Origin of the sequence: Rhodopirellula halodulae, from assembly GCF_020966775.1 — a bacterium.
Taxonomy (GTDB): Bacteria; Planctomycetota; Planctomycetia; order Pirellulales; family Pirellulaceae; genus Rhodopirellula; species Rhodopirellula halodulae.
On the sequence record NZ_JAJKFV010000002.1, the window covers coordinates 697,772 to 722,268 of the forward strand.

21 protein-coding genes are annotated in these 24,497 nt (G+C 56.2%); 11 read left to right on the forward strand and 10 right to left on the reverse strand.

The genetic code is table 11. The annotated features are described in order from the left end of the window. Window positions 1-3: 3 nt before the first annotated feature. The 6 genes from LOC70_RS03505 to LOC70_RS03530 form a co-directional block, all read right to left on the reverse strand. A complete protein-coding gene (locus tag LOC70_RS03505; protein ID WP_230251854.1) occupies window positions 4-3,084 on the reverse strand; it encodes an efflux RND transporter permease subunit in 3,081 nt (1,026 codons plus the stop codon). 105 nt (window positions 3,085-3,189) lie between these two features. After that, complete coding sequence (locus LOC70_RS03510; RefSeq protein ID WP_230251856.1) at window positions 3,190-4,455, reverse strand: efflux RND transporter periplasmic adaptor subunit; 1,266 nt, start codon at window positions 4,453-4,455, stop codon at window positions 3,190-3,192. Window positions 4,456-4,476: 21 nt separating this feature from the next. Then, window positions 4,477-5,955, reverse strand: a complete 1,479-nt coding sequence (locus tag LOC70_RS03515; protein WP_230251857.1) for a hypothetical protein — start codon at window positions 5,953-5,955, stop codon at window positions 4,477-4,479. A 137-nt stretch (window positions 5,956-6,092) separates the two neighbouring features. After that, window positions 6,093-7,007, reverse strand: a complete 915-nt coding sequence (locus tag LOC70_RS03520) for a YybH family protein (RefSeq protein ID WP_230251858.1) — start codon at window positions 7,005-7,007, stop codon at window positions 6,093-6,095. Then, window positions 6,997-7,377, reverse strand: coding sequence for a putative quinol monooxygenase (locus LOC70_RS03525; RefSeq protein WP_230251859.1), 381 nt, complete (start codon window positions 7,375-7,377; stop codon window positions 6,997-6,999). Before LOC70_RS03525 ends, LOC70_RS03520 begins: the two co-directional genes overlap by 11 nt. 311 nt (window positions 7,378-7,688) lie before the next feature. Next, window positions 7,689-9,707: a sigma 54-interacting transcriptional regulator gene (locus tag LOC70_RS03530; protein WP_230251860.1), complete on the reverse strand. Its 2,019-nt coding sequence runs from the start codon at window positions 9,705-9,707 to the stop codon at window positions 7,689-7,691. A 611-nt stretch (window positions 9,708-10,318) separates the two neighbouring features. On the opposite strand from LOC70_RS03530, the gene LOC70_RS03535 reads away from it, so the two are divergent. Continuing rightward, complete coding sequence (locus tag LOC70_RS03535) at window positions 10,319-10,777, forward strand: transposase (RefSeq protein WP_230251861.1); 459 nt, start codon at window positions 10,319-10,321, stop codon at window positions 10,775-10,777. A gap of 288 nt (window positions 10,778-11,065) precedes the next feature. Here LOC70_RS03535 and upp read toward each other — a convergent pair whose 3' ends face one another. From upp to LOC70_RS03555, 4 genes are all read right to left on the reverse strand, one after another. Next, window positions 11,066-11,701 (reverse strand): uracil phosphoribosyltransferase, encoded by a 636-nt coding sequence (upp, locus tag LOC70_RS03540; protein WP_230251862.1) that lies wholly within the window; start codon window positions 11,699-11,701, stop codon window positions 11,066-11,068. Between the two features lie 120 nt (window positions 11,702-11,821). Further along, on the reverse strand, window positions 11,822-13,204 hold the full coding sequence (locus LOC70_RS03545) for a dihydroorotase (RefSeq protein WP_230251863.1): 1,383 nt from the start codon (window positions 13,202-13,204) through the stop codon (window positions 11,822-11,824). A 135-nt stretch (window positions 13,205-13,339) separates the two neighbouring features. Beyond that, window positions 13,340-14,143 carry a ThuA domain-containing protein gene (locus LOC70_RS03550; RefSeq protein WP_230251864.1) on the reverse strand — a complete coding sequence of 268 codons (804 nt, stop codon included), beginning with the start codon at window positions 14,141-14,143 and terminating at the stop codon, window positions 13,340-13,342. Between the two features lie 2 nt (window positions 14,144-14,145). Next, window positions 14,146-15,453: a DUF4912 domain-containing protein gene (locus LOC70_RS03555; protein ID WP_230251865.1), complete on the reverse strand. Its 1,308-nt coding sequence runs from the start codon at window positions 15,451-15,453 to the stop codon at window positions 14,146-14,148. Window positions 15,454-15,887: 434 nt separating this feature from the next. Here LOC70_RS03555 and LOC70_RS03560 point away from each other — a divergent pair, with 434 nt between their 5' ends. From LOC70_RS03560 to atpC, 10 genes are all read left to right on the forward strand, one after another. Further along, window positions 15,888-16,124, forward strand: a complete 237-nt coding sequence (locus LOC70_RS03560; RefSeq protein ID WP_230251866.1) for an AtpZ/AtpI family protein — start codon at window positions 15,888-15,890, stop codon at window positions 16,122-16,124. 199 nt (window positions 16,125-16,323) lie between these two features. Further along, a complete protein-coding gene (locus tag LOC70_RS03565) occupies window positions 16,324-16,791 on the forward strand; it encodes a hypothetical protein (protein WP_230251867.1) in 468 nt (155 codons plus the stop codon). A gap of 26 nt (window positions 16,792-16,817) precedes the next feature. After that, on the forward strand, window positions 16,818-17,867 hold the full coding sequence (gene atpB, locus LOC70_RS03570) for a F0F1 ATP synthase subunit A (RefSeq protein WP_230251868.1): 1,050 nt from the start codon (window positions 16,818-16,820) through the stop codon (window positions 17,865-17,867). Window positions 17,868-18,149: 282 nt separating this feature from the next. Next, window positions 18,150-18,407: an ATP synthase F0 subunit C gene (gene atpE / locus LOC70_RS03575; protein WP_230251869.1), complete on the forward strand. Its 258-nt coding sequence runs from the start codon at window positions 18,150-18,152 to the stop codon at window positions 18,405-18,407. An 11-nt stretch (window positions 18,408-18,418) separates the two neighbouring features. Further along, entirely contained in the window at window positions 18,419-19,153 is a 735-nt protein-coding gene (atpF, locus tag LOC70_RS24415) for a F0F1 ATP synthase subunit B (protein ID WP_261368040.1), read from the forward strand. A 10-nt stretch (window positions 19,154-19,163) separates the two neighbouring features. Continuing rightward, window positions 19,164-19,847 (forward strand): ATP synthase F1 subunit delta, encoded by a 684-nt coding sequence (atpH, locus tag LOC70_RS03590; protein WP_390888980.1) that lies wholly within the window; start codon window positions 19,164-19,166, stop codon window positions 19,845-19,847. A 75-nt stretch (window positions 19,848-19,922) separates the two neighbouring features. Beyond that, window positions 19,923-21,446 (forward strand): F0F1 ATP synthase subunit alpha, encoded by a 1,524-nt coding sequence (atpA, locus tag LOC70_RS03595; RefSeq protein ID WP_230251873.1) that lies wholly within the window; start codon window positions 19,923-19,925, stop codon window positions 21,444-21,446. Between the two features lie 22 nt (window positions 21,447-21,468). Next, window positions 21,469-22,362: an ATP synthase F1 subunit gamma gene (atpG, locus tag LOC70_RS03600; protein ID WP_230251874.1), complete on the forward strand. Its 894-nt coding sequence runs from the start codon at window positions 21,469-21,471 to the stop codon at window positions 22,360-22,362. Window positions 22,363-22,507: 145 nt separating this feature from the next. Beyond that, the gene (atpD, locus tag LOC70_RS03605) at window positions 22,508-23,947 is read left to right on the forward strand and encodes a F0F1 ATP synthase subunit beta (protein WP_230251875.1); all 1,440 of its coding nucleotides are present in this window, start codon (window positions 22,508-22,510) and stop codon (window positions 23,945-23,947) included. 3 nt (window positions 23,948-23,950) lie between these two features. Next, entirely contained in the window at window positions 23,951-24,337 is a 387-nt protein-coding gene (atpC, locus tag LOC70_RS03610; protein ID WP_230251876.1) for an ATP synthase F1 subunit epsilon, read from the forward strand. The last annotated feature ends 160 nt before the right edge of the window (window positions 24,338-24,497 follow it).

Genomic DNA, 24,497 nt, shown 5'->3' on the forward strand with positions numbered 1-24,497 from the left:
GGATCAAGCCGATTCCTGGGAAGTGTCTTCAGGGGAAATTCCGTAGAGCAGCGCGTAGAGTGTCGGCACCATCACCATTGTCAACATCGCTCCAACGATCAGACCAAAGAAGATCGTCACCGCGAGAGCCACCCAAAAGACGTCTTGTAGCATTGGCAAAACGCCCAGCACGGTTGTCCCCGCCGCATTGATGACGGGACTCAATCGAGTGACTGCCGCTTCGACAACTGCGTTGTAGGGAGTCAGCCCACGACCAAGATTCGCGTTCACCTCATCCAGCAGAACCACGACATTCTTGATCATCATTCCCGACAAACTCATCGCACCCAACAAAGCGATGAATCCAAAGGGTGTCTGAGTCAGCAGCATGCCGCTGGTGATCCCAATCATCACGAATGGGATCACGCCAATGCAGATCAGCATGGGACGGAAACTGTTAAACAATGCCACCAAGATGAACAGCATGACGACGACGGCGGGCACGATGCCAGGTGTCAGTGCTTCCTGGGACTGCTTCGCACTCCAGTACTCCCCGTCCCAATCCAATCGGTAACCCGGCGGCAGTTCGAGCGCATCAAACTTTTCCAACACCGCATTGCGGAGTGTCGGAGCCGTCACATTGTTGGGAGAACACTGGACGGTGATCGCTCGGCGGCGGTCCCAACGCCAGATGATCGGATCCTCCCAGGGGACTTCGATACCGTCGATGACTTGTGAGACCGGCACCGCGTTGGGTGAGAGCTTGGGGGTGACTTGCAGTTCGTCCAGTGATGTTGCAGCGCGTTCTCGCTCCGATTCCACGTTCCGCGCAACAATTGGAATCAGGTCATCCTCTTGGCGGTACTGACCGACGACGACTCCATCGGATGAACGCTTCATCACGCGAGCCAGATCGTCACGTGAGACACCTGCCCAGCGGGCGCGTTCCTGATTGTATTGGGGAGCCAGAGCCTGAACCCGTTCGCGCCAATTGACACGCACTTCCTTGGCCAGCGGTGTCTCTCGGAGAATTTCGGCACCTTGTTCGGCCAGGCTTCTCAGTGTGTCAGGATCCGCATTGGCGGGACCACTGAAACGAGCTTCGATTTTCCAATCGTCAAACGCCCCGACCGCATACTTGCGAACCCGAACCATCGCTTCGGGACAATTTTCTTTCACCCAGGCGTCGGCATCTGCGACCAGTTGGTTCACGCCGTCAAGCGAGTTTGTGTTGACGATCAGTTGGGCGTAGGAGGTATAGGGGTCTTCTGCACTGACCGGCAGATAAAACCGTGGCGGGCCTTTGCCAATGAATGCACTGACCGAAGTGGTGGCGTCATGGTCAGAAACGTATTCCTCGATCCGCTGTAGATTTGCATCGGTTTGCTGAATGCGAGTTCCTTCTGGAGCCCAATAGTCGATCATCACCTGCAAACGACTGGAGTCGGGGAAATACAATTGTGGCACCCATCGAAATCCAAACATGGATACAGCCAGCAATCCGACCATGCTGCCCAAGAACAGGATCCGATACCGAATCGTGAAGCCCAGCAATCGACGGAATTTCTGATAGAGTCCGCTTTGGTAGGGATCCGCCGATGGCTGTCCGGCTTTTGGGCTCGGCAACATTGCCATGCAGAGCAGCGGCGCGATCGTTTGGCAAAACACCCAACTCAATAGCAGCGAAATGGCAACGACCGTGAACAGGCTGCCGGCATATTCACCGGTGTCGTAGGTCGATGCGAAAATGGGAAAGAATGCCATGAAGGCGACCACGGTCGCTCCCAACAACGGGATGGCGGGCGCACTGGCCGCTTCGATGGCCGCCTGCTTGCGATCCATGCCCTGCGAGATCCTCACCATGATGCCGTCGGTCACCACGATCGCATTGTCGACCATCATTCCCATCGCGATGATCAAGGCACCGAGCGAGATCCGGTGCAGATCAATTCCGAGGATCGACATCACAATGAAGGTCCCCAGAATCGGGAACACCAAACCACTGATACCGATGATGATTCCGGGCCGAATGCCCATCGTCAGAGCCAGCAGAGCCAGAACAATCGCGACCGCTTCGATCAAACTGACCATGAAGGCTCGAATCGATTCGCTAACCTGGTCGGATTGCCATGAGATGCGTTCGACGTCGATGCCGACCGGTAACTCAGCCAAGAGTTCGTTGATCCGGTCATCGATACGCTGGCCAACTTCGACCACGTTCTCGCCTGACGCAGGAGCAATCGCCAGGCCGATCGATTGTCGTCCGTTGTGCCGAAGCATGTGGCTGGGTGGGTCGACGTAGCCGACATTCACCGTCGCGATATCGCGAATGCGGATGATTTCGTTTTGGCCGTCGACGACACTGGTGACCGCGAGTTCGCCGATCTCTTCTGGTGTGCGGAAGGCGCCGGTTGGTGCCACGCGCAGTCGCTGTGTTTGGTAGTCGACGTGCCCTGCGTCAACGACCATGTTCTGCGACTGCAGCGTTCGAATCAGTTGTGCCGGAGTCAGGTTCAGTTCCGCCAACTGGGCCGAGGACACATCCAGGTAAATTCGCTTGTCTTGGACGCCCCACAAATCGACGCGAGCGACGCCTTGGACGACGCTCAGTTCTTTCCGCATTTGCTTGACATGGTTTTCCAGTTCGGCATAGCTGAAGCCATCGCTGCTGACGGCCAACAGAAAACCAAACACATAGCCAAAGTCATCGCCGATTTGGGGCTTTCCGGCGCCAGGCGGGAGCGTGGGTTCGATGTCGGCCACTTTCTTCCGCAGCACATCCCACACCTGCGGCAAACGTTCCGACCAATAGTTGCTCTTGATGTCCACCTTGATGATGGAGAGGCCGGCTCGTGAATTGGAATAGATGTTCTTCAGCTCCGTCATTTCTTGGAGCTTCGTTTCCAATCGGTCGGTCACCTCCAATTCCACCTGCTCCGCGCTGGCGCCTGGATACGTTGTCGTGATCGCAGCCGTTTTGACAGAGAACTCAGGGTCCTCCAATTGACCGAGTTGGAAGTAGCAGAAGATGCCACCCAATACGATCAGCGCAATGCCGAAGTAAGTGATCGCGCGTTTCTCGATGGATATCTCTGCCAGATTCATCAATCCTGTCATCAACCTCAAGGAAAGAATTTTACGTGACTGGTCTTTCAGGCGTGGAACAAAGGTCCCATCCGTTGTTTTGCGTCGCAGTTGTTTGAGTCACCTCTAGGTGCCTAGCAACTTGACCTCTTGTCCTTCATTCAGTGAATTCACTCCCGAAGTGACCACTCGCTCGCCAGCCTTGAGTCCCTCGACGATCCGGATTCCGACCGGTGTCAGATCGCCCACGGAGACCTCGCGGCGGACGACGATTCCATTGCCTTCCTCATACACCCAGACAAAGGTTTGCTCATCGCTCTCGGGTGCGGTGAACACCGAACTCGGCGGAACGATCAAATCCAGGGTTTCTGGCTGGTCGTCTGATTTGGCATGGTTTCGAACGGTGGCAGCCATGCCAGGCAGAATTTTGGCGTCTTCTGGTTGGCTGACCTGAACCGTGACGGGATAAGTCCGAGTGGTTTGAGAGGCTTCTCGACCGATCTTGGTGACCTTGCCAATGAAGTCGCGATCCCCCAGGGCGTCGAAGCGGCACGCCACTTCTTTCACCTGCGGCACAATGCCGATGAGTGATTCGGGAACTTGAACCGTGATTTCGATTTCGGAGATGTCGACCATTCGAACGACCGGTTGCTTGACTTGGACTCGCTGAAAGTTGTCCACGAAGCGGGCGGAAACCTCGCCGTCAAACGGTGCCACCAACGTCGCATCGTCGAGCTGATTTTTCGCCGCTTCCACGGCGGCTTCCAAGGCTCGAATTTCCGCACGCTTGGCTTCGATGTCTTCTTCGCGAGCGCCAGCCAAACCGATTTTCAAGGCTTCCTTGACATCATCGATTTCCGCTTTGGTGCGTTTTTTACGAGCGAGTGTGATGTCAAAATCGGATTGCGAGACGGCACCACTTTTCAGCAACCTTTCGCTGCGATCGTGTTCGGCCACCGCTTGTTCGTACGAGGCTTCTGCCTGAACGAGCTCCGCTTCCATCTGCGCGAGTTCCTCGGTTCGAGCGCCACGTTGCATCGCCGACAAGTTTGCTTTGGCACGATCCAAGTTGGCTTGGTTGCTGGCCAACGTCGTCTCAAAATCCCGGGGATCAATCGCGGCGATCACATCGCCTTTTTTGACGACCGAGCCCACGTCCACGGGGAGCGACACAAGTGGTCCCGAAACATCGAACGAAAGTTCAACATCGTTCTTCGCGGATGCACGACCGGGAAACTGACGACCGCTGATAACGTTCAGGTCCCCGACCTGGATCGTGCGAACTGGGCGCACCGGGACGCTCTCTTCTGGTGACTCGGAACATCCCGAGACCAAAGCACACGTTACTAGAAACAGGGTTCGCACCATCATGGCTCGGATCTTCCTTCTCATTCGCAGCATTGATTCACTCCGTTATTCCGATTGGCCCGGAAGGGCGTCTTCGCTTTGAGGGTCGTCCAACCGCACCAGCAGCCATTGCTGAGTCGTGCCGTCGGCAAAGTGAACCAGCACCGGTGCGGTGTCCTTGGTCAGGTTGACGATGCCCGTTTCCATGATCGGACGAGTCTTCCCCACCACGTTCCAGGCGGAACGCTGTGACTCCTTGTCCACCATGCCTTCAATGGTCTGAGTCGTGTCGGTGGTTTCGTCATTCAGCGTTCCTGAAAGGATTCCCTGCTTGCTGAGCACCAACTGCAAAAACAGTGTGGGTTCTGGTCCCGACTCTTGCCCGTCCGGTGTCACCGCAAAGACACCCAGTGGCATCCAATCCGATTCTTCGGCGGCGTTTTCTGTCGCAGCGGCATCCACCTCCGGCGCACTGGCGATGATAGCTTCGGCTTGTTGAGCGTATTGCTCTTCCGTGGCGATCACTTCACCATCGCTGTAGACCATCCCGTCTTGGTAATAGATGTTCTCGCCGTAGTTGTAGTAAATCGGTTCGACCCATCCATAATCGACCCAACCCGTGACCCCGCCCCACGCAGCCCAACGAAACGGACGCGAGATTGCCCAGGCACCCCAGAGCGGATGATCCGACCAAAAATCGCGGATGGGCGTATCGTCGATCTGGTCGCGAATCTCATCGCGCCGCTCCTGGCGGATCTCTTGCCGGTCACCTCGATTTTCGATTCGTTCCGGTCGATTGCCAGCAAGTGGCCGATCGCCAATGCCCGGCCGCTCTCCCATACCAGGACGATCTCCGGCACCGGGACGATTGCCGATGCCTGGACGTTCGGCTGGCAGTGTGCTTGGTCGCGATCCTGAGTCACGAAGAAAATCACCTGCGACGCTTCCTGCGATTCCGCCAGCCACGCCGCCAGCGATACCGCGGCCGAAGTTGTCCCGCGCTGATGATGGCAGTTGGCTGGGCCGCGCGCCACCAGTGGACGGTAAATCAAGAAAGTCTCGAACGTCGCCAGCACTGGGACGCCCACCTTGATTGGGCCTTCCACCTTGATTGGGACGCGTGGCGGCACCGGGGCGCGAGCCAGATCCGGGACGTGAGCCTGCACTTGGAAGCGTTCCTACACTAGGACGTGAACCACTGGGCGAAGAAGGACGTGAGAGTCCGGATGAGGGTCGCGAAACGCTGGGACGTGTGCTGATGCCAGGGGACGATACACCTGGTCGTGGCGTGCTGGTCCGTGGGACGCTGGGGCGTGGTGCGGGACGCGAATAGCTCGGCATCGAAGGACGGCTGACCGAGGGTGTGCGACTGATCGAGGGTGAGAAACCGCCACCGCGATATCCGCCACCACCACTGAAGCCTCCACCGCCGCGAGAAAACCCGCCTCCTGCACGACCTCCTCCCCGGCCACCGCGAGCGAGAGCATCAGCAGCACCCCAAAGGCAAACCGCGACTATAGCGATGAACAAGCATGCGCGTTTCATCAGAATCTTCCCTTTGGCAAAATGGTTGGTTGTGACAAAGTTGGTTGGTAAGAGAGTTGTCGGGAGATGATTGGCGCCTAATTCGCAAGGCATCGACACCAGATCACGATCATCCGTCGTGGCAACGTTACGGGGCATCATGGATTTGTCCCCACCTGCTTGGCCACCACGACCTCATCAACATTCGGCTGCAACTCGCCGTCCACCATTCGATCAATCGATTGCCAAGTGAACAGGTTTTCGTTGATGGAAGTCATGACATGGGTCGAACTGGTTTTGCTTCCGTCGGTCAAAGTTCCCTTGGTGCGAATATGCCAAGCGTTGTCGTGTTGGCTCCACACGCCTTCGCCAAAGCCACCGTCGGAATCAAACACCCACGATCGAATGCTTTCCGAAGCCGCATCCCACCCAATGATTTGCATTCCCGAATGCTCGACTCGGTCACCGACCGTGATCGAAAACAGTTGAGTGATGAACGCTCGATTTTTGGTCCACCGATAGTTTGATTCGATCCGAGCGTTGTCGTCCTCATCGATCCAAACGCCAATCAACCACTCCAGTTTCGCCAGGTGATTCGCGCAAGGGATTGCGACCACTTCTTCGCTAACGCGGTCCAGCAACCACGCACCGTCTTGTTTGACATAGACCGCTTGATAGGCCGTTTCCTCAGGGGCTTCTCCTGGACGGCTCACGATCGCCGTGCCGTTTTCTAAGGCGACACCCGGCGAGATGAACTGGATCCGTTCGGTTGTCGCTGCCAACTTCGTGTCTTGGTTCTCGGAAAAGATCGCGGCGAATTGCTTTTCAATGGCATCGCGACCAACGACCTGCTCTCCAGACAATGGATTGGTATACACGGCTTCGGGCGACCACATCGCCGCCAGTGCTTTCGCATCGCCCTGGTTGAATGCTTGGACATACGCGTCGATGTCCTCACGAAGCTTCGCCTCGTCGGTTTCCTGATCGGCGGACACCGATGGCACGCACAACAGGGCGCACCATGTCACAGACAGAAGTGCGATCGCCAGCGATTTCACCTGTTCAACCCTCATGTTCTTTCCTCATCGGTATGGATATTTCACGATGTTCTTCCACGTGCGGCGAGTGAATCGCCGACACAACGAACTCAATCCCGCCCACGCTGTGCAAGTTGCTGACATCCACTTCCGGCGGTTCCAAAGACAGCTCGATGTAAGGCAAGATCTTTTGAAACCGCTGCGAACGAAGATGAGTTTCCAGGTCTTCGCGTGATTCCCATTGCATCCAGTAAGTGATCACGTCGTCATCGCTGGCATCGCAAAGCACACGACAGAGCCGACACCCTTTTGCTACCTCGGTGGGACCTGACAAACATGCCAAGACCTGAAGGATCTCATTGCGTTTGTCCGGAGGTGCCACCACTCGCAATACCACTTGGAGCATATGACTTTCCTACATCGCGTCCGTCACTTTCCAACACGTCGGACCGACAGCCCATGGATGATTGAGCCGCTGCTCCTGGCTGCTCAAATAGCAACCATCGTTCCGGCGTTCTGGTTTGCCTGTCAGAAAGCAAGCAAGTGCTGCAGCGTCAGCGGTTTAGCGAAATCAGAGAGAAAGAGATGACATCCAATTGGAAGCGAATCTCATGGAGTTTCACCAATATATTGGAGGCTCGCCCAGGATCTTCATGATTCACGAGGGTTTCCTTTCGCTAATCTCGATCGCGAATCCATCTCGAAACGCCATGAAGTCTATTGGGTTGGACGCTTGATTCCATGTTTTGCCATTCGGGCTTCCAGAGTTGTTGGTTTGATGTCCAATCGCTCTGCGGCGCCACCCTTGCCGCGAATCCGCCAACCTGTTTTCTCAAGCACAAACAGAATCTGATCACGTTCGACTTCTTTGAGCGTCCGTTGGCGGTTGGTGGAATTTTGGGAGGTCGTCAACATGTCCACTTGCAGGTTGTCGCCGACCGTCAGAATCATCGCTCGTTCGATCGTGTTGCTCAGTTCTCGGATGTTGCCGGGCCAGTCATGGTCTTGCAATTGCTGCATCGTTCTTCGGGGAATGCTTTTGATCTGTTTGCCCATTCGTTGACCGAATGCTTCCACGAATGCCCATGTGAGTGGAGGGATGTCATCGCGGCGGTCACGCAGTGGCGGAACGTGGATAGGAAAGACGTTCAACCGATAGAACAGGTCCGATCGGAAGAGGTTCTTTTGAATTGCTTCTTCCAGGTTGCGGTTGGTCGCGGCAATGATTCGAACATCGACCGAAAGCGTCTTGGCCGTCCCCAGTCGTTCGAAGCGTCCGTCCTGCAAGACTCGCAGTAGCTTCGCTTGCAGCTCCATGGGGAATTCGCCGATCTCATCGAGAAACAAGGTCGAGCCGTCGGCCAGCTCAAATCGTCCGACCGCAGCCGACGCGGCACCCGTGTAAGCCCCAGCCGCGCGGCCAAACAATTCACTTTCGATCAACGTCGCTGGTAGAGAAGCGCAGTTCACCACCACCATCGGCCGGTTCTTGCGGTCGCTCAAGTCATGAATCGTTTGCGCCAATAACTCTTTGCCCGTCCCCGTCTCGCCAGTCAACAAGACCGGTGCGTCGGTGGTTGCAACACGTTCCACATTGGCGAGCACCTTGGTGATGGCATCGCTATGACCGACGATTCGACCGTGACGATGTTTGAGAACGGCCTGCTCGCGAAGATAGAGATTGTCCTGTTCCAGTTGTTGGCGAAGCCGTTGATTTTCGGAGATGGTTTTTTGAAGCAATTGATCGTTTCGGTAACGTAGAAGTGCATTGGCAAACACACCTCCAATCACCTCAAGTCGGGAGACAATTTCGCGTGGCCACTCACATCTCCGCTTCATGAAAGCGAATGTCAAACCACCCAGTAATTCTCCACCCGCTTTGAGTGGGATGGTGACATTCGAAATCACTCCTTGTTGTTGACAGTGAACTCGTTCGTTCTCAGCGTCGGGAGGCAAGTCTTCTGGGATACATCGAACAAAGACGAGATGACCACTGCGGAATTGGTTGATGAACCAGGGCAACTTTGCGACTTGAAACGGTCCAATTTTAAACGGATCGCATCCGGGTACTGCATATGAATGTGAAACCATCACTTGCTCATCGTCATCACCAAACTCGACAAGCGTGCTCCGATCATTTCCTAAAAACTGAACCAACGCTTCCAAGCTCGTATTGATCCGACTGTGAACCTGGTCACAAGGCAAATTGACGAACCCAGCCGATAGATTCGCGAGGAGCTGTTCGAAGCTAAGCCGCTCCTGGATTTCAATGTCCGCTTCTCGAGCGTCGGTGACATCGATCATCACGCCGACCCGGACTGGACCACAGCATTCATTCAGAAAAAGTTCGTCGTCCAGACGTGATTCCATCACTTCGACCGACGCGACGCTTCCATCCGTCCGGACCATTCGAGTTAGAAAGCGAATCGATTCGCCATGGCCGGGCGTTTGATTCCAATTCTGTTGGATGGTGTCTCGATCGTCCGGATGAATGAAGCTGAGGAGTGATTCGTCGGTGATGGTTTCGGAGTTGCGTCCGAGCAGGTCACCCATCGCAGGATTCGCGTAACAAAGTCGCCCTTCCTGGGCCAAATAAACGCCCGCGGGTGAACGCTCGAACAGGAGTCGAGCATCCCAAGGCGAATCGATCTCTGCTTGTGAGTTGAGGCCGTAAAGGGATGAATTGGTTTCCATGATCCTCGTCGCAAGCTCGATGGTCACTGCTTTTAAATGCATGCCGGTGAACCAATCCCTGTCCGATCATGCATTGACGCTATTGGCTCAATGTAATCAGTGGCCTGCTCAAAACGCGAGGTGCTGATTCAGAAAAAGCGAATGGACCGAACACTGTTTGCTGGCAGAAGCATTGCGCACCGCGGCAACCTCCGAGTGAGTCATGAGGCCTCTCACGCCCCGACGGGGCATCGCATTCCGACCCTGAGAAAAGCCCTGGGAGTCGGTCTTTCGCCCCAACGGTGCGACTCGATCAGGTTAGCGCCGCCCCTTCGGGGCTACCAAGGTTCGCACCGGTCCGAGAACCCTAGAGCTGGCCCGTTGGGCCGGTAGCGTCTCCCTGACGGTGACATCGGAGTGATTGTGCACTCTCTTCTTTCGCCCCAACGGGGCACGCCTATTTCAGCCCAGGGCGACGCCCTGGGAATCCGTCCGAATGATCAGGCTGGTAGCCCCAACGGGGCGACTCTATCTGGTCAGCGCCGCCCCTTTGGGGCTACCGAGGTTCGCACCGTTCTGAAAACCCTAGACTAGAGCTGGCCCGTTGGCCTGTGGCGTCTCCGTGACAGGTGCGTCGTGTCTCTCGGATATTGTGCCATTCGCAAGGTGGAACCATGCCGCAGTCTTTGGCTCGCGTTTATCTGCACATCGTCTTTTCCACCAAGGGGCGAATTCCTTGGCTGAAGGATGCGACCTTGCGATCCGAACTTTACGCGTACATGGCGACGGTTCTACGTAACAACGTTCAATCACCAGCAATCAAGATCGGTGGAGTCGAAGATCATGTTCACGCACTGCTCACCCTCGACCGAAGTTTCGCTATCAAGGACGTGGTTCAGCACATGAAAACGGAAACCAGCAAATGGATCAAACGGCAACCAAAAGGAACGACGGAGTTCGCTTGGCAAGCTGGTTACGGTGCATTCTCTGTCAGCCAAGCCAACGTCCCGAAAGTCATCCAGTACGTTGGCAACCAAGAAAAGCATCATCGCCAACTTTCATTTCAAGACGAATTTCGAGACTTCTGCAAACGGCATGAACTTGAGATCGATGAACGTTATGTCTGGGACTGATGTCAGACTCGTGCCGCCCCCTTTGGGGCTTCCGACGTTCACGTCGTTCCGAAACCCAGGGCATCGCCCTGGGAATCCGTCGGAACGAACACGCCGTAGCCCCAACGGGGCGGCCGTAACTGACTAGCGCTAACGCCGCCCCCTTTCGGGCTTCCGACGTTCATGCCGTTCTAAAAACCCAGGGCGTTGCCCTGGGCTAGAATAGAACCGGCCCGTTGGGCCTGGGACGAATTCGTTGCGTCACATTGAATCGTGGATTCGCTGCTCGAACACTTGCGCGACAGAATGTCAATCGTGTTGCGGTGTGTCGAAGATGCGGTCGCCGGCGTCGCCGAGACCGGGGACGATGAAGGCTTGGTCGTTGAGCTTGGGGTCGACGGCGCCGACGAAAATCTTCACGTTCGGAAAATCCTTCGCGACTCGATCCAGTCCCGCTTGCGAGGCGATGATGCTGAGCACACGAATCTCATCGACGCCCCAACGCATCAGCCTTCGGACCACCAGGTCAATGGAACCGCCAGTCGCTAACATCGGGTCCAAGATCAAAGCGACGTTCGGGGCACCTTTCTTGGGAAGCTTGTCGTAGTAGCCGACCGGTTCGGCGGTCTGTTCGTTGCGATACAAGCCCAAGTGCCACACCGAGGCATCGGGAATCATGTCCAGCAACGGATCGACCATTCCCAAACCCGCTCGCAACACCGGGACGATCCCGATGTCCGTCGCCAATTCCTGACACAGTGCATCAGCGATCGGAGTCGGAATGCTGACCGACCGAGTCGGCAGGTCGTCCGTCGCGCGAACGCCAATTAACATCGCCAATCGCGAAACGGCCGCGCGGAACTCAGGCGGCCGCGTTCGCTTGTCTCGCAATTGACAAAGGTGATGCGAAACCAAAGGGTGCTGCAAAACGTGAACGTGCGACATGACTTGGATGGCTAGGGGCGAATGAATGTGAGGTGTGCAAACGCATGATCGAAGTCCGCCATTGATCGATCAAATCAGCAAAGCAGAACAAACGACTGAAAGGTATTGACCGTCTGTCGATCAAGCATCGGTTGGACCGATGCCATCGGCAGTTTTCCAGAAGCCACCACGGGCGTGGTCGAAGGTGGGTTTTTGACCACGGATTTTTTCGCGGAAGCCGCCGTCGATGGACCACACGATCGATCCGCCGAGGATGGTTGTCACAGGCCAACCTCGCAGCGTTTCACCGTTCCACGGGCTCCAGCGATTCTTCGTGTGTTGGTCTTCGTCGCGAATGGTGCGTTCGGAATTCATCCGGACCAAAACCAAGTCGGCGTCATAACCATTGGCGATCCGCCCTTTGCCGGTGATGCCCCAAACACGCGCCGGCGCGTCGCTCATCCAATGAGCGATCTGCGGCAGGGTGACTTTGCCTTGGTTGCATTGATCCAGCATCAACGCCAGTGAGTTCTCAACCGCGGGCAAACCCGATGGCGATTGCGGGTAGGGCTGTGCTTTCTCTTCCAAGGTATGTGGCGCGTGGTCAGTGGCGATGACTTGAATGACATCGTCTTGCAATGCTTGCCAAAGCATCGCGTTGTCCTTCGCGGTTTTGATCGACGGATTCATCTGAATGCGTGAACCCAATCGGTCGTAGTCGTCAACGTTGAAGAACAAGTGGTGCGGGCAAACCTCGGCGGTCAAATAGGGCGAAGGTTCAGCCAGAGAAACAAGTTCGGCACCGGTCGACACGTGCAAGACATGAAAACGATGTTGATGCGTGCGTGCGAGTGTGGTTGCTCGTGCGGTGGAGATCACCGCGGCGGCTTCATCACGAATGTGCGTGTGATCATGGATATCGGTGGTGCCCGCCAATCGTTCGGCGTTGGCACGCACGGTCGTTTCGTCTTCGCAGTGAGCGCAAATGGGCAGGGTGGTTTCGGCGAAGATGCGTTCCAGGGCGGCTTGTTCATCGACCAGCAAATTGCCAGTGCTGCTACCGATGAAAATCTTGATGCCGGGAACGTTCTGTGCCGCGTTCAATTGGTCCACATTGTCCGGAGTGGCACCAATGTAGAACCCGTAATTGACCAGCGACTTCTCGGCCGCCAAAGCTTCTTTTGCTTGCACACCTTCGACTGTGATCGCGGGCGGTTTGGTGTTGGGCATTTCCAAGAAGGTTGTCACGCCACCGGCGGCACAGGCATGGGACGCGGTTGCTAAGTCTTCCTTGTGCGTTAGGCCTGGCTCACGAAAGTGGACTTGGTCGTCAATGACGCCTGGCATGAGAACCAAGTCATCGGCTTCGATCAGGTGATCGCAAGAGGCCGTTGAGGAGGCATCCGCATCCAGGATTTTCCCGTCCTCGATCAACACATGCCGCAGCTCCATTGAACCAGAAGAGCTGCGGACACCATCGCCAGGCAGAACCGCCTGTGCGTTTCGAATCAGAGTGCGAGCCATCAAATCGACCAACCAGAGAAGATCAAACCAGTGTCTTGGAAAAGTTTGATTGCCAGTTTAGCACTGATTGGTCGATGCATCTGTCCCGCTTTGCAACGACAGACTGTTGAAGCGGGATGACGTGCTCTGTGGTGACTACTCCAAACGACCCGCCGCCCAGAGCATGCCGCGAACGACGTTTGCCAGAAAGACTTCGTCTTGGAACGTTTCGTTGGAGTGGCCGTAGGTGGTTCCGTAGACGCGAGCGTGTCCGTACTGGTTCGTCCAGATCACCGGGTAATCCTTGCCATCGCGTTCGCTCTTGGACGTCGCCAAAACCGTCGTGTTGGGCCAAACCTTTTCGATGATGTACAGCTCGTCCATCGCGGAGACATGAGCGGCGGGATATTCCCGCATCACGGGATGGTCTTCCGCGACCACCTTGATTGGGTAGCGGCTTTGGTGGTCGTGGCGTCGGCTGGTGACCCCCAAGAACTCACGCCAATCGTCAATCTTGGCATCGCGGTAGGTGTGCATGGCACAGTGAATCACGACGGCAGGCGTGCCCGCGTGGTGAGCCTTGGTGATTCGCTGAATGTATTCCGGGTTGGTGGTTCCGGCGAAGCACTCGTTGTGGATCACGACATCGAAAGGTTTGGCCCATGCTTCATCGTTGTAAAAATCGATCTCCGCCTCGGTTCCCTTGCCACCATCGTTGACCACCGTCCATTGGGCTTCCACGCCGGCCTTCGTGGCGGCCATTTGAAGAGCCTTGGCCTGGAAGTCGTAATCGTGGCAACAACCGCTGGTGATCAGCAGTACCTTGAGCGATCCGTTGGGCTCTGACTTGGCAGGCTCATCCGCCGACGCAGACATCGGCGCTAACGTGGGGGCAAACGCGGTCAGTGCCAACAAAAAAGTCGCGGCGAGGAGCCGCGACTGGTTGCGATGAAACGTCATTCTCAGTTGTTCTCTTGAAGTTCGACGGTGTCCATGACTTTGGTGTTTCGTTCAACCGCGATGACCGTCGTGCGTTGACGCAAACCGTCGCGAGTTTCGGCGGTGACCGGCAACACTTGACGTTTGTCAGGGAATTCCATTCGGACGGTGAAGGCACCATCGTTTTGGAGTTTGACCGGATGGCCGCCGACCATGACCGAAGCGGTCGGGTCGGCTTTGCCAAAGACGATCAATTCCGCTTCGACGTCCAAACGCAGTTTGGTTTGACGAAGCAGCGAAGGGTCGCCGGTGGTGGAGCCGGAATCATTGCGATGCGGCATTTTGCGTTGCAATCGTTCTTCGAACACTTCACGAAGATCGTTGCTGCGAGACTCGTAACCACCGCTGAGAGCGTAGATGCGTTCGTAGTCTTCCGCGATGTCCTGCCAATGCTCGTCCAGTCGTTGGCAATCGCCGGGAACCGGAGTTTCGACCACGTTGCTACGGCAAAGGCAGTGGAATTCACCGTCGCCGGCCAAGTATCCGATCGCGACTCGGTAACGTGACGGCGGGTCTTGCACGTCGACGTACCAATTGCTGACACCACCGTGAACCGTGATGTCACGAGCGACGGTTTCCGCGGCGTTGCTGGTCACATCGCCGACCGCGAGCAATCGCAGGGTTGGGGTTGCCGTGTGCCACTTTTCGGCCATCGCTGATTGGGCACGTTGCACGCTGGTTTGGGTGATCTCCCAACTGGCTTGCAGCCAGTATGCGTCGCGGACGACCAGAACGATGCGGTCTTTGTGGGGGCTGTCAGCACGGTGACGCTGAGCACCGTCGGTCACGGCGGCACCGGCGACCAGTGTGCCGGTGGACAGGTCCTTGTGCTTTTGAACCAATTCGCGGCGGCGACGCATTTCAGCGCGAATGCGTTCGGTCTTTGCGGAAACCTTGGGTTCGGTCAGATCTGTCAGGGGAGCGTCCGGACGATTGCGAACAATGGCTTTGGATTTGGACGCCGTGGACGCTTTGCGAGCGGGCGACTTCGAAGTCGATTTGCTGGAGCTGGTTTCGCGAGTTTTTTTCGAACTGGCCGAGACCCGCGTCTCGCCGGACTTGCGAGTGGATTTCGGTTTTGCCGATCCGGTGCCGGCACGACTCTTTTTCGCGTCGCTGGCTGCTTTTCGGCGCAAACGTTGCTGGACTTTCTTGATCTCACTGATCAAGTCATCCTTCCGCATCGAGTGCCAGCCTGTGATGCCGTAGTTCTTAGCGATTTCAGCCAATTCGCGACGGGTTTGCGACGGTAGATCAACAGTACTAATCAAGGCGGGCTCCTCAGTTGAACACCGACGTTACCCGCCAAAAGGGTGGGCAGTTGGGTGCGGAAGGTTGATTTGAGGCAACAGATTGACGCCGTAGGGCATCCAATCGGCTCCGGAAGGTGGCGGAAATGCCACATGGATGGCTTTAATGGGGGAATCTGCTGCCCAACCATTATGGCAACGGAATGCTCATTGTTCTAGTGTGCGAATGACGAAATGCCGCAATGAGACGGGAAAAGACGAGGCTTTTGGTGACAAAAACCTTGTGACCGTCCAATTTTGGCAGAGTGTCCGCGCGTCAACACTGGTCGCCAGTGGTCGTTGGGTTCGGAAGTTAGCTTACTCAATTGAGCGTTTTTGACGAGCATTTGGCTAACTAGAGGGGCGAAGGCCGTGTCCGAATCGCTCGTTCGAAAGAAACTCCACCGAGAAACGAAGTGATCGATCCTCAAAAACGCTCCGCAAACGGTGCCTCAACCCAGCCGATGCTTCGATTGGCCACGGCCGGTTTCGAACTCGCTTCTTTTCCGCTCATCCTGGGGGCGGCCGGGTACTATTTGCTGGATCCGTGGATGGGCAACGAAACGCCGTATATCGCGATTGCTGGGGTGTTGCTCGGGTTCAGCTTGGGGTTTTACCGCCTGATCGTGATGGCGAATCAGTTGCAAAAGTGACGGCGCGCGGTGCATGCGATCTCGTTCGCGATTTGCCCGTGGTTGCGATCGACCGATTGAGCCTGCCGGTATCATGGGCCGCATTTCGAATGAGTAGGGATTGGCGGGTCGGTTGGATGTCGGGCTGAATGGGCGTCTGCTAGAAAAACCGTTTCTCTGATCCAATCGCCATCGACTCATTCGCCCGAAAGCCACCTCGTTGAAAGACTACGACACCACCCGGCCACCCGCTGAATCGCGAAGCGTTGTGTTGGCGACGGTGATCGCAATCACGGGTGTCTGGTTGTTGCTTTGTTTCGTCTTCGCATTGAGCGGTTGGGGGCAGAGTCAATTTTTCTCAGATTCAACCTGGGGCATTGTGTCGCTGGTCAGTCCTTGGCCGGTGTGGCGAAAGCTGGCAATTGCGAGTTGGCTGATCGCATTGGCCTCCGTCTTTCCAAGGTTGTTGTCCATTCAATTGAGCGACGATCGGTGGTTGGCGACGAAGGGCTTTTTGGCCGGGATGCTAATTCGGATCAGTGGGACCGTTGCGTTGTTTTTGGCCAGTAGTTATTACTTGGACGCTCCTGAGACTTGGTCCGCGGCGTGGCTGCTTTTCTGGCATGTTGTTCTGCTCGCCGCCGAAGTCATTGTGATCGCGCGGTTCGCTCGCCGCGACGCTCCCTGAAATCATCCCGATCCAAACCAACTGTCATGTTGCCATTTCTAGCCGCAGCCGGTCACGACCCGACCGACCACGCGATCCCGCACGCGTTGCATGAATCGCCGCTACTGAAGATTCCAGTGGGCGGCGAGGGAACGAGTGTTCCCGCCTTGGGAATTCGTGAAGGCTACTACGAGTTCTTCATCACCAACCACCTGATGATGTCCGCGGTGGTGGGGTTGTTGTTGATCATCACCGGTGTGTTGTGCTCTCGCAAAATCAGCATTTTCCACGGGGAAGGCTTGGGGCGTTATCAAACTCGCGGCCGCTTGTCGCAATTGTTTGAAACGATCTGCGCGTTCATTCGGGACGAGGTCGCTTATCCGAACCTGCACGGGCTGACCGACAAATACATTCACTACATTTGGACGGTGTTTTTCTTCATCCTGTTTGCCAACATTTTGGGTGTCATCCCGTTTGGCTACATGTTGCAGTTGATCACCGGGAACCAAGCGTTTTCCCATTGGGGCGGCAGTGCGACGGGGAACCTGTCGCTGACCAGCATGCTGGCGTTGACCTCATTGGTGGCGATCATCTTCATCGGGATCCGCGAAACCAGTGCGAAGGACTTCTTCAACCACTTCAACCCGATTGGTTGGGATGGCGGCATCATGATGTTGCCCATCGCGTTGATGCTGTACGTGCTGGAATGGCTCAGTCTGTTGGTCAAATGCTTCGTGCTTGCCATGCGTTTGTTTGGCACCATGATGGCTGGTCACTTGGTGCTGGCGGCGTTTGTCGGCCTGATCTTCGCGGCTCGTGCCGCGGGCGATGGGATGGCCTACACGGTCAGCGTTCCCGTTGTGCTCGTGGCCACTTCACTGACGTTGTTGGAGTTGTTCGTGTGCTGTTTGCAAGCGTTCATCTTCACGTTCTTGACCGTGCTGTTCATCGCATCGATGGCAACGCACGAGCATGACGAGCATTTGGATGATGATCCGAATGCGATGACCGACGCCAATCAGATGGACCCTGACAAGATTTTTGATCCCGGCCGCATCAGTCCAGCCGTGGGTGCCAGTCACCCAGCGGGCGTTTGAGAGGTCGCTGACTCGTCCACGCGGACGTGCTCGGGGGCTTGAAAATCATGTGGCATTTTGTCACGCGAATTTCGGGCTGATTGCAGGCGAAAGTTGCCCTGAGTCCGCAAACTGTTTTGATTCGCAGCGTCAGGCGATCGGGAGCGAAACCTTTTTCGACTCCTTTCTGACGAAACTACCGCAGGGTGGCATGACGGTTCGACTTGGTTGGACTATTCTTCCGCACTCAAAAAACACCTTTCCCCTTTCACTCGCTCAAAATTTTTACGGAGCAATCTGAAGATGTTAGAACTGGCAATGATGTTGGCCCAAGAACTCGCTTCCTACGACTTCGGCCGCATGGGTCTGGGGATCGGCATCGGATTGATCATCATCGGTGCTGCTTTGGGCATCGGTCGCATCGGTGGCAGCGCTGTCGACGCGATGTCGCGTCAGCCTGAAGCTGGTGGACGTATCCAAACGGCGATGATCATCGCGGCTGCACTGATCGAAGGTGCAACCGTCATCGCATTGGTGTTCATTCTGTTGTGCCGCGGCTAGGTCGAAATTCGATGAAACGCTTGCTTGCAATTAGCTCGCTCACTCTGCTTGCCACTTTGGTGCTCATGGTGTCTTCACCGGTGCACGTCATGGCTGCGGATGAGGATGTGACCGTGGTGGACGCGACAGCGGACTCGGCGGACAGCGAAGATCTCGCGGAAGGCGACGACCACGATCACGAAGGTGATGATCATGGGCACGGCGAAGCCGCCGCGGACGATCACGGCCATGGTGATGAAGACCATGCGGCCACACCGCTGTTGTCGTTCGACGTCGGTTCGGCCATCTGGAATATGATCATCTTCCTCTGCGTCTTGGCGATCCTGTCCAAATTTGTTTGGCCAGCCGTCTTGGGCGGTTTGCAGGCACGCGAAGAGAAAATTCGCGAAGATTTGGAATCGGCTGAAAAAGCCAGTGCCGAAGCCAAGCAAATGCTGAGCGATTATCAATCGAAATTGGATGAGGCCGCCGGCCAAGTTCAAACGATGTTGGCAGAAGCTCGCCGCGACGCGGAAGCAAACGGCCAAAAGATCATCGACGCCGCCAAGGAAGAAGCCGCGGGCCAACGCGAGCGAGCCTTGTCGGACATCGAAAACGCCAAGAAAGTTGCGATGGCAGAAATGGCCGGACAAACGTCCAAATTGGCCATGCAGGTCGCTCGCAGCGTGGTGGGTCGCGAATTGTCGGCCGATGATCACGCTGATTTGATCCGTCAATCGATGGAGCGGCTGCCAAGCCAAAACTAACGTTTTTGACGTGGTCAAACTTCCTTCCTTGAAATTCCTTCGACGCTCAAACGACGAGACCCCGAACGTGTCCGATACCGCCTCGCATTCCACCGTCCTGGACGTTGGCGCCGAAAAGCTCGGCAAGACCTACGCTCGGGCGTTGCTCGCTGCGACCCAAGCGGATGGATCCACCGAAGCGGTTGTTCAAGACCTCAACGCAGTTTGTGATGAAGCTTTGCAGCACAATCCCAAACTGCAGATGGCCTTTGAGTCGCCACAAATCAGTGCGGACGAAAAGTGCCGAGTGGTCGACCGTTTGTTCGGCGGAAACTCCCATCCGGCTCTCATCAAATTGATGAAGGTGATGGCGGGTCGAGGTCGTCTGGGATACTTGGCCGCCGTTCGTGACGCGGCGGTGGATTTGGCGGACGAAGCTGCCGGACGAGTCGTCGCGGAAGTTCGCACGGCGGTTCCAATGTCGGATCAGCTCCGCGGGGAAGTGACGGAACAACTGTCACAACGTTTGGGCAAATCGGTCCGTCTTCGCGAATCCGTTGACGCGGATTTGATCGGCGGAATGATCATTCGAGTCGGCGACACGGTCTTCGATTCGTCGGTGGCCAGCCGACTGGACAAACTTGGCAAATCCGCCGCAGCTGGCTTCGCCCGCCAGTTGATGGAACAGTCGGATCGCTTCAGTTCCTCCGCGTGATCATTCGCGTCGGACGAACTCCCTACCTCACAACCTTTACGCACAAACCACCATCGGAAAACACGGTACGGTCCAGTGAAATTCAATAGCGACGAGATCGCCTCTGTCTTGCAGGCCGAGATCGAACAGTTCGATAACAAAATTGACGTCCGCGAAGTCGGAACGGTCTTGGAAGTTGGTGACGGGATCGCTCGTGTGTACGGCCTTTCCGGTGTCATGGCCGGTGAAATGGTCGAGTTCCCCAACGGCTCGATCGGTCTGGCGTTTAACCTCGAAGAAAACAGCGTCGGGGTCATCATTCTGGGTGACTACCTGACGATTGAAGAGGGCGACGAAGTCAAAGCTCTCGGCACCCTGTTGTCGGTTCCCGCCGGCGACGCTGTCATCGGTCGTGTTCTGGACCCACTGGGCAACCCACTCGACGGAAAAGGTCCCGTGCAAACGGATGTGACCCGCCCCGTGGAAATCATCGCGACGGGTGTTGCGGAACGCAAACCTGTGACCGAACCGTTGCAAACCGGTATCAAAGCAATCGACTCGATGACGCCGATCGGGCGTGGTCAGCGTGAGTTGATCATTGGTGACCGCAAAACGGGAAAGACCGCCATCGCCATCGACGCGATCCTGAACCAAAAGGGTCAGGGCGTGAAATGCTTCTACATCGCGATCGGTCAGAAAGACTCCGCGGTTGCATCGGTCGTCGACGTGCTCGAGCGTCACGGTGCCATGGAATACACCACCGTGATCTCGGCGGGTGCGAGTTCCCCTGCACCTTTGCAGTACGTGGCACCTTACGCCGGTACAGCGATGGCCGAACACTTCATGTTCAACGGCGGACACGCTCTGGTCGTTTACGATGACTTGTCTAAGCAAGCCACCGCGTATCGTCAGATGTCGTTGTTGATGCGTCGTCCACCTGGACGCGAAGCTTACCCCGGTGACGTGTTCTACTGTCACAGCCGTTTGCTCGAACGTTCGTCGAAGTTGTCCGACGAACTCGGCGGTGGTTCGATCACCAGCCTGCCAATTATCGAAACGTTGGAAGGCGAAGTTTCGGCTTACATTCCAACCAACGTGATTTCGATCACCGACGGCCAGATCTACGTTCAGCCGGACTTGTTCTTCTCCGGCGTTCGCCCCGCCATGAACCCCGGGATCAGTGTTTCTCGCGTGGGTGGTGCGGCTCAAACCAAGGCGATGAAGAAGGTTTCCGGCGGTTTGCGTTTGCAATTGGCGGCGTTCCGTGCTTTGGAAGCATTCGCTCAACTCGGTACCGACCTGGACCCTGCGACCCAAGCGGAATTGGATCGTGGTTACCGCATGGTCGAGTTGCTGAAACAGCCTCAGTATCAACCGCTTTCGGTTGCCGAGCAGGTGATCAGCATCTACGCCGGTACCAATGGCTATCTCGATGACGTGGCCGTCAAAGAAGTGCAGACATTCGAAAAGGAAATGCTGCAATACATCAATGACAAGCATTCCTCGTTGATCAGCGACCTGACCTCGAAACCGGAATTGTCGGACGAAATCGTCGAACGCATCGTGGCGGCCGTGAAGGAATTCAAGACCGTCTACAAGCCCGCCACTCCCGCAGCCTGAACCTGAAAGGCGGATTTGATTCATGGCCAACGCACGTGCACTCGACAAACGACGCAAGTCGATTCGCAACATCCGCAAAATCACGCGGACGATGGAGCTGATCGCGACGGCTCGGTACAAGAAAGCGATGGACCGCGCCGCAGCGGCCACGGCTTACACCGAGCAGATCACCAAAATCGTTTCGCGATTGGCGGATGCTGGTTTGGACGTGCAGCACCCATTGCTGGAACAACGCGAAAAGATCCAGTCATCACGCGTGTTGGTGCTCGCCAGCAACCGTGGTTTGTGCGGTGGTTACAACGCATCGATCCTTCGCACCGCGGTTCCGCGAATTAAATCGCTGCGTGAGTCCATTCCCAACGTCACCGTCGATGCCAGCGGTAAACGGGGCGTCAACGGATTGAAGTTTCGCGGTATCGACACGGACCAGCAGTTCCTGCAGTTCGAGGATCAACCCGCTTACGACGAAGTCGAGAAGATCGCCGAAGATTACTTGGCCGAGTACATCACCGGCAAGATTGACCGGCTCGACGTCGTCTACACCAAATTCATCAGCACATCGAAACAAGAAGCCGTCGTGGAAACGTTGCTTCCGTTGGGATCGCTTGGCGGCGATTCGGAAGACGCTTCGGCGGGTGCTGGTGATGGTGGATCCGCCGAATATGAATTCCTTCCTTCGGCGGAAAGCATTTTGGAAGAGGTCGTGCCGACCAGCTTCAAGGTGAAGTTGTTCAAGTGTTTCCTGGACGCGGCTGTCAGCGAGCAAGTTGCTCGAATGATCGCGATGAAGGGAGCCACCGAGAGTGCCGGCGACATGATCAAACAACTGTCGATGACGTACAACCGTGCTCGCCAAAGCCAGATCACCGGCGAGATCATGGAAATCATCGGCGGTGTCGAAGCACTGGAAGGCTGATGCCTTTTGGCTGCTTGAGAGTTTCTAGCGACTTGCGAATAGCTACGTGAGCCGTCGATTCAAACGACAAACCGTCAAACAAATACACCACCCCATTCAATCCATAAGCTAATTGCTAGTAGCTAACCGCTAGGAGCTTTTTCCCATGTCCACTGCTACCGCCACCGGCCGCGTCACTCAAGTCATTGGTTCGACCTTTGATGCCGAGTTTCCTGAAGGCCAACTGCCTAAGATCTACAACGCTTTGACGATCCAAAGCGAGCACAAAGGGGTCAAGATCGACTTGACCGGTGAAGTGCAGCAGCACCTCGGCGGTGGTCGCGTTCGTGCGATTGCGTTGGGTTCGACCGAAGGCATGATGCGAGGCATGGACGTGATCGATACCGGCAACCCGGTTTCGGTTCCCGTCGGCAAGGGCACCTTGGGACGCGTCTTCAACGTGCTGGGACAACCCATCGACAAACGGGGTGACGTTCAAGCCGATGACCACTGGCCGATCCACCGCGAGGCCCCTCCGGTCAACGAACTGTCGACCAACACCGAATTGTTTGAAACCGGGATCAAGGTGGTCGACCTTCTGACCCCGTTTGTTCGCGGTGGTAAAGCGGGTCTGTTCGGTGGTGCGGGTCTGGGCAAGACCGTGATTCTGACCGAGTTGATCGCTCGGATCGCATCGAGCCACGGTGGTTACTCGGTGTTCGCGGGTGTGGGTGAGCGGACTCGTGAGGGCACCGACCTCTGGTTGGAAATGCAAGAAACGGAGATCGGTTCGACCGGTCGCAACGTGATCGAGCAAACCTGCATGGTGTTCGGTCAGATGAACGAGCCACCAGGATCACGTCTTCGTGTTGCGTTGTCGGCATTGACCATGGCGGAATACTTCCGCGACACAACCGGTGCCGACACGCTGTTGTTCGTCGACAATATCTTCCGCTTCTCGCAAGCGGGTTCGGAAGTGTCCGCACTTCTGGGTCGGATGCCATCGGCTGTGGGTTATCAGCCCACGCTGGCAACCGAAATGGGTGCTCTGCAAGAACGCATCACCTCGACCAAGCAAGGTGCTATCACCTCGGTGCAAGCCGTTTACGTTCCTGCCGATGACCCGACTGACCCCGCTCCGGCCACGGCGTTCGGTCAGTTGGACGCGTTTATTTATCTGGAACGTTCGATTTCGGAAAAAGGGATTTATCCCGCAATCGACCCGCTGGCATCGAACTCGCGGATTCTGGACCCTCAGTACGTTGGCGATCGTCACTACAACATCGCTCGCCGTGTCCAAACGATTCTGCAACGCTACCGCGAATTGCAGGACATCATTGCGATTCTCGGTGTCGACGAACTCAGCGAAGAAGACAAGACCATCGTTCACCGCGCTCGCCGCATCGAACGATTCCTGTCGCAGCCCTTCCTCGTGGCAGAAGTCTTCATCGGCAAGCCCGGTGAGATCACGTCGCTGGAAGACACCATTCGCAGCTTCGAAGAGATCTGCGATGGCAAATGGGACCACTTGCCCGAGCAAGCGTTCATGTATGTCGGTGCGATCGAGCAAGCCGAAGAGCAAGCCAAAAAGATGGAGTCCAAGTAAACGATGTCCATTCGATGTGTCGTCGTCACGCCTGAACGAACCGAATTGGATCGGGAAGCGGACTTTGTCGCTCTGCCGATGTTCGACGGTGAGTTGGGTGTCCAACGCGGTCGTGCACCGATGATCGGCCGCCTCGGCTACGGTGTGTTGCGTCTGCAAACGGTCAGCGGACCGGAACGTTACTTCGTCGACGGCGGCTTCGCCCAAGTCGAAGATGACGTGGTGAACGTGCTGACCGGACGTGCCATTGCCGTGGACATGTTGGACACGGACGAAGCGACCAAGTCGCTAGCTGATGCTTTGGAAATGCCCAGCAGCACGCCGGAGCAGGCTCAGATCAAAGACGCCGCCGTGCGTCGTGCTCGCGGGCAACTGCGAGCCAGCCGCTAAGCTTCACCAAAGCTTCGAATCAGAAACAACATCCACACGTCAGTTCTCGCTGACGTGTTTTTGGTTTGCCCAGCGAAGCTGGCAACCCCAGTCGGTGCTTGCCACCGACCAAGCCCTGTTCATGGGGAATTGAATCCGATTCGCAAGGGCGTCGTTGGCC

What these genes read in the sequence shown, in the direction of transcription:
- LOC70_RS03505 (WP_230251854.1), bottom strand. Translation starts at nt 3,084, where the DNA reads ATGAATCTGGCAGAGATATCCATCGAGAAACGCGCGATCACTTACTTC.
- LOC70_RS03510 (WP_230251856.1), bottom strand. Translation starts at nt 4,455, where the DNA reads ATGAGAAGGAAGATCCGAGCCATGATGGTGCGAACCCTGTTTCTAGTA.
- LOC70_RS03515 (WP_230251857.1), bottom strand. Translation starts at nt 5,955, where the DNA reads ATGAAACGCGCATGCTTGTTCATCGCTATAGTCGCGGTTTGCCTTTGG.
- LOC70_RS03520 (WP_230251858.1), bottom strand. Translation starts at nt 7,007, where the DNA reads ATGAGGGTTGAACAGGTGAAATCGCTGGCGATCGCACTTCTGTCTGTG.
- LOC70_RS03525 (WP_230251859.1), bottom strand. Translation starts at nt 7,377, where the DNA reads ATGCTCCAAGTGGTATTGCGAGTGGTGGCACCTCCGGACAAACGCAAT.
- LOC70_RS03530 (WP_230251860.1), bottom strand. Translation starts at nt 9,707, where the DNA reads ATGCATTTAAAAGCAGTGACCATCGAGCTTGCGACGAGGATCATGGAA.
- LOC70_RS03535 (WP_230251861.1), top strand. Translation starts at nt 10,319, where the DNA reads ATGCCGCAGTCTTTGGCTCGCGTTTATCTGCACATCGTCTTTTCCACC.
- upp (WP_230251862.1), bottom strand. Translation starts at nt 11,701, where the DNA reads ATGTCGCACGTTCACGTTTTGCAGCACCCTTTGGTTTCGCATCACCTT.
- LOC70_RS03545 (WP_230251863.1), bottom strand. Translation starts at nt 13,204, where the DNA reads ATGGCTCGCACTCTGATTCGAAACGCACAGGCGGTTCTGCCTGGCGAT.
- LOC70_RS03550 (WP_230251864.1), bottom strand. Translation starts at nt 14,143, where the DNA reads ATGACGTTTCATCGCAACCAGTCGCGGCTCCTCGCCGCGACTTTTTTG.
- atpB (WP_230251868.1), top strand. Translation starts at nt 16,818, where the DNA reads ATGTTGCCATTTCTAGCCGCAGCCGGTCACGACCCGACCGACCACGCG.
- atpE (WP_230251869.1), top strand. Translation starts at nt 18,150, where the DNA reads ATGTTAGAACTGGCAATGATGTTGGCCCAAGAACTCGCTTCCTACGAC.
- atpF (WP_261368040.1), top strand. Translation starts at nt 18,419, where the DNA reads ATGAAACGCTTGCTTGCAATTAGCTCGCTCACTCTGCTTGCCACTTTG.
- atpG (WP_230251874.1), top strand. Translation starts at nt 21,469, where the DNA reads ATGGCCAACGCACGTGCACTCGACAAACGACGCAAGTCGATTCGCAAC.
- atpD (WP_230251875.1), top strand. Translation starts at nt 22,508, where the DNA reads ATGTCCACTGCTACCGCCACCGGCCGCGTCACTCAAGTCATTGGTTCG.
- atpC (WP_230251876.1), top strand. Translation starts at nt 23,951, where the DNA reads ATGTCCATTCGATGTGTCGTCGTCACGCCTGAACGAACCGAATTGGAT.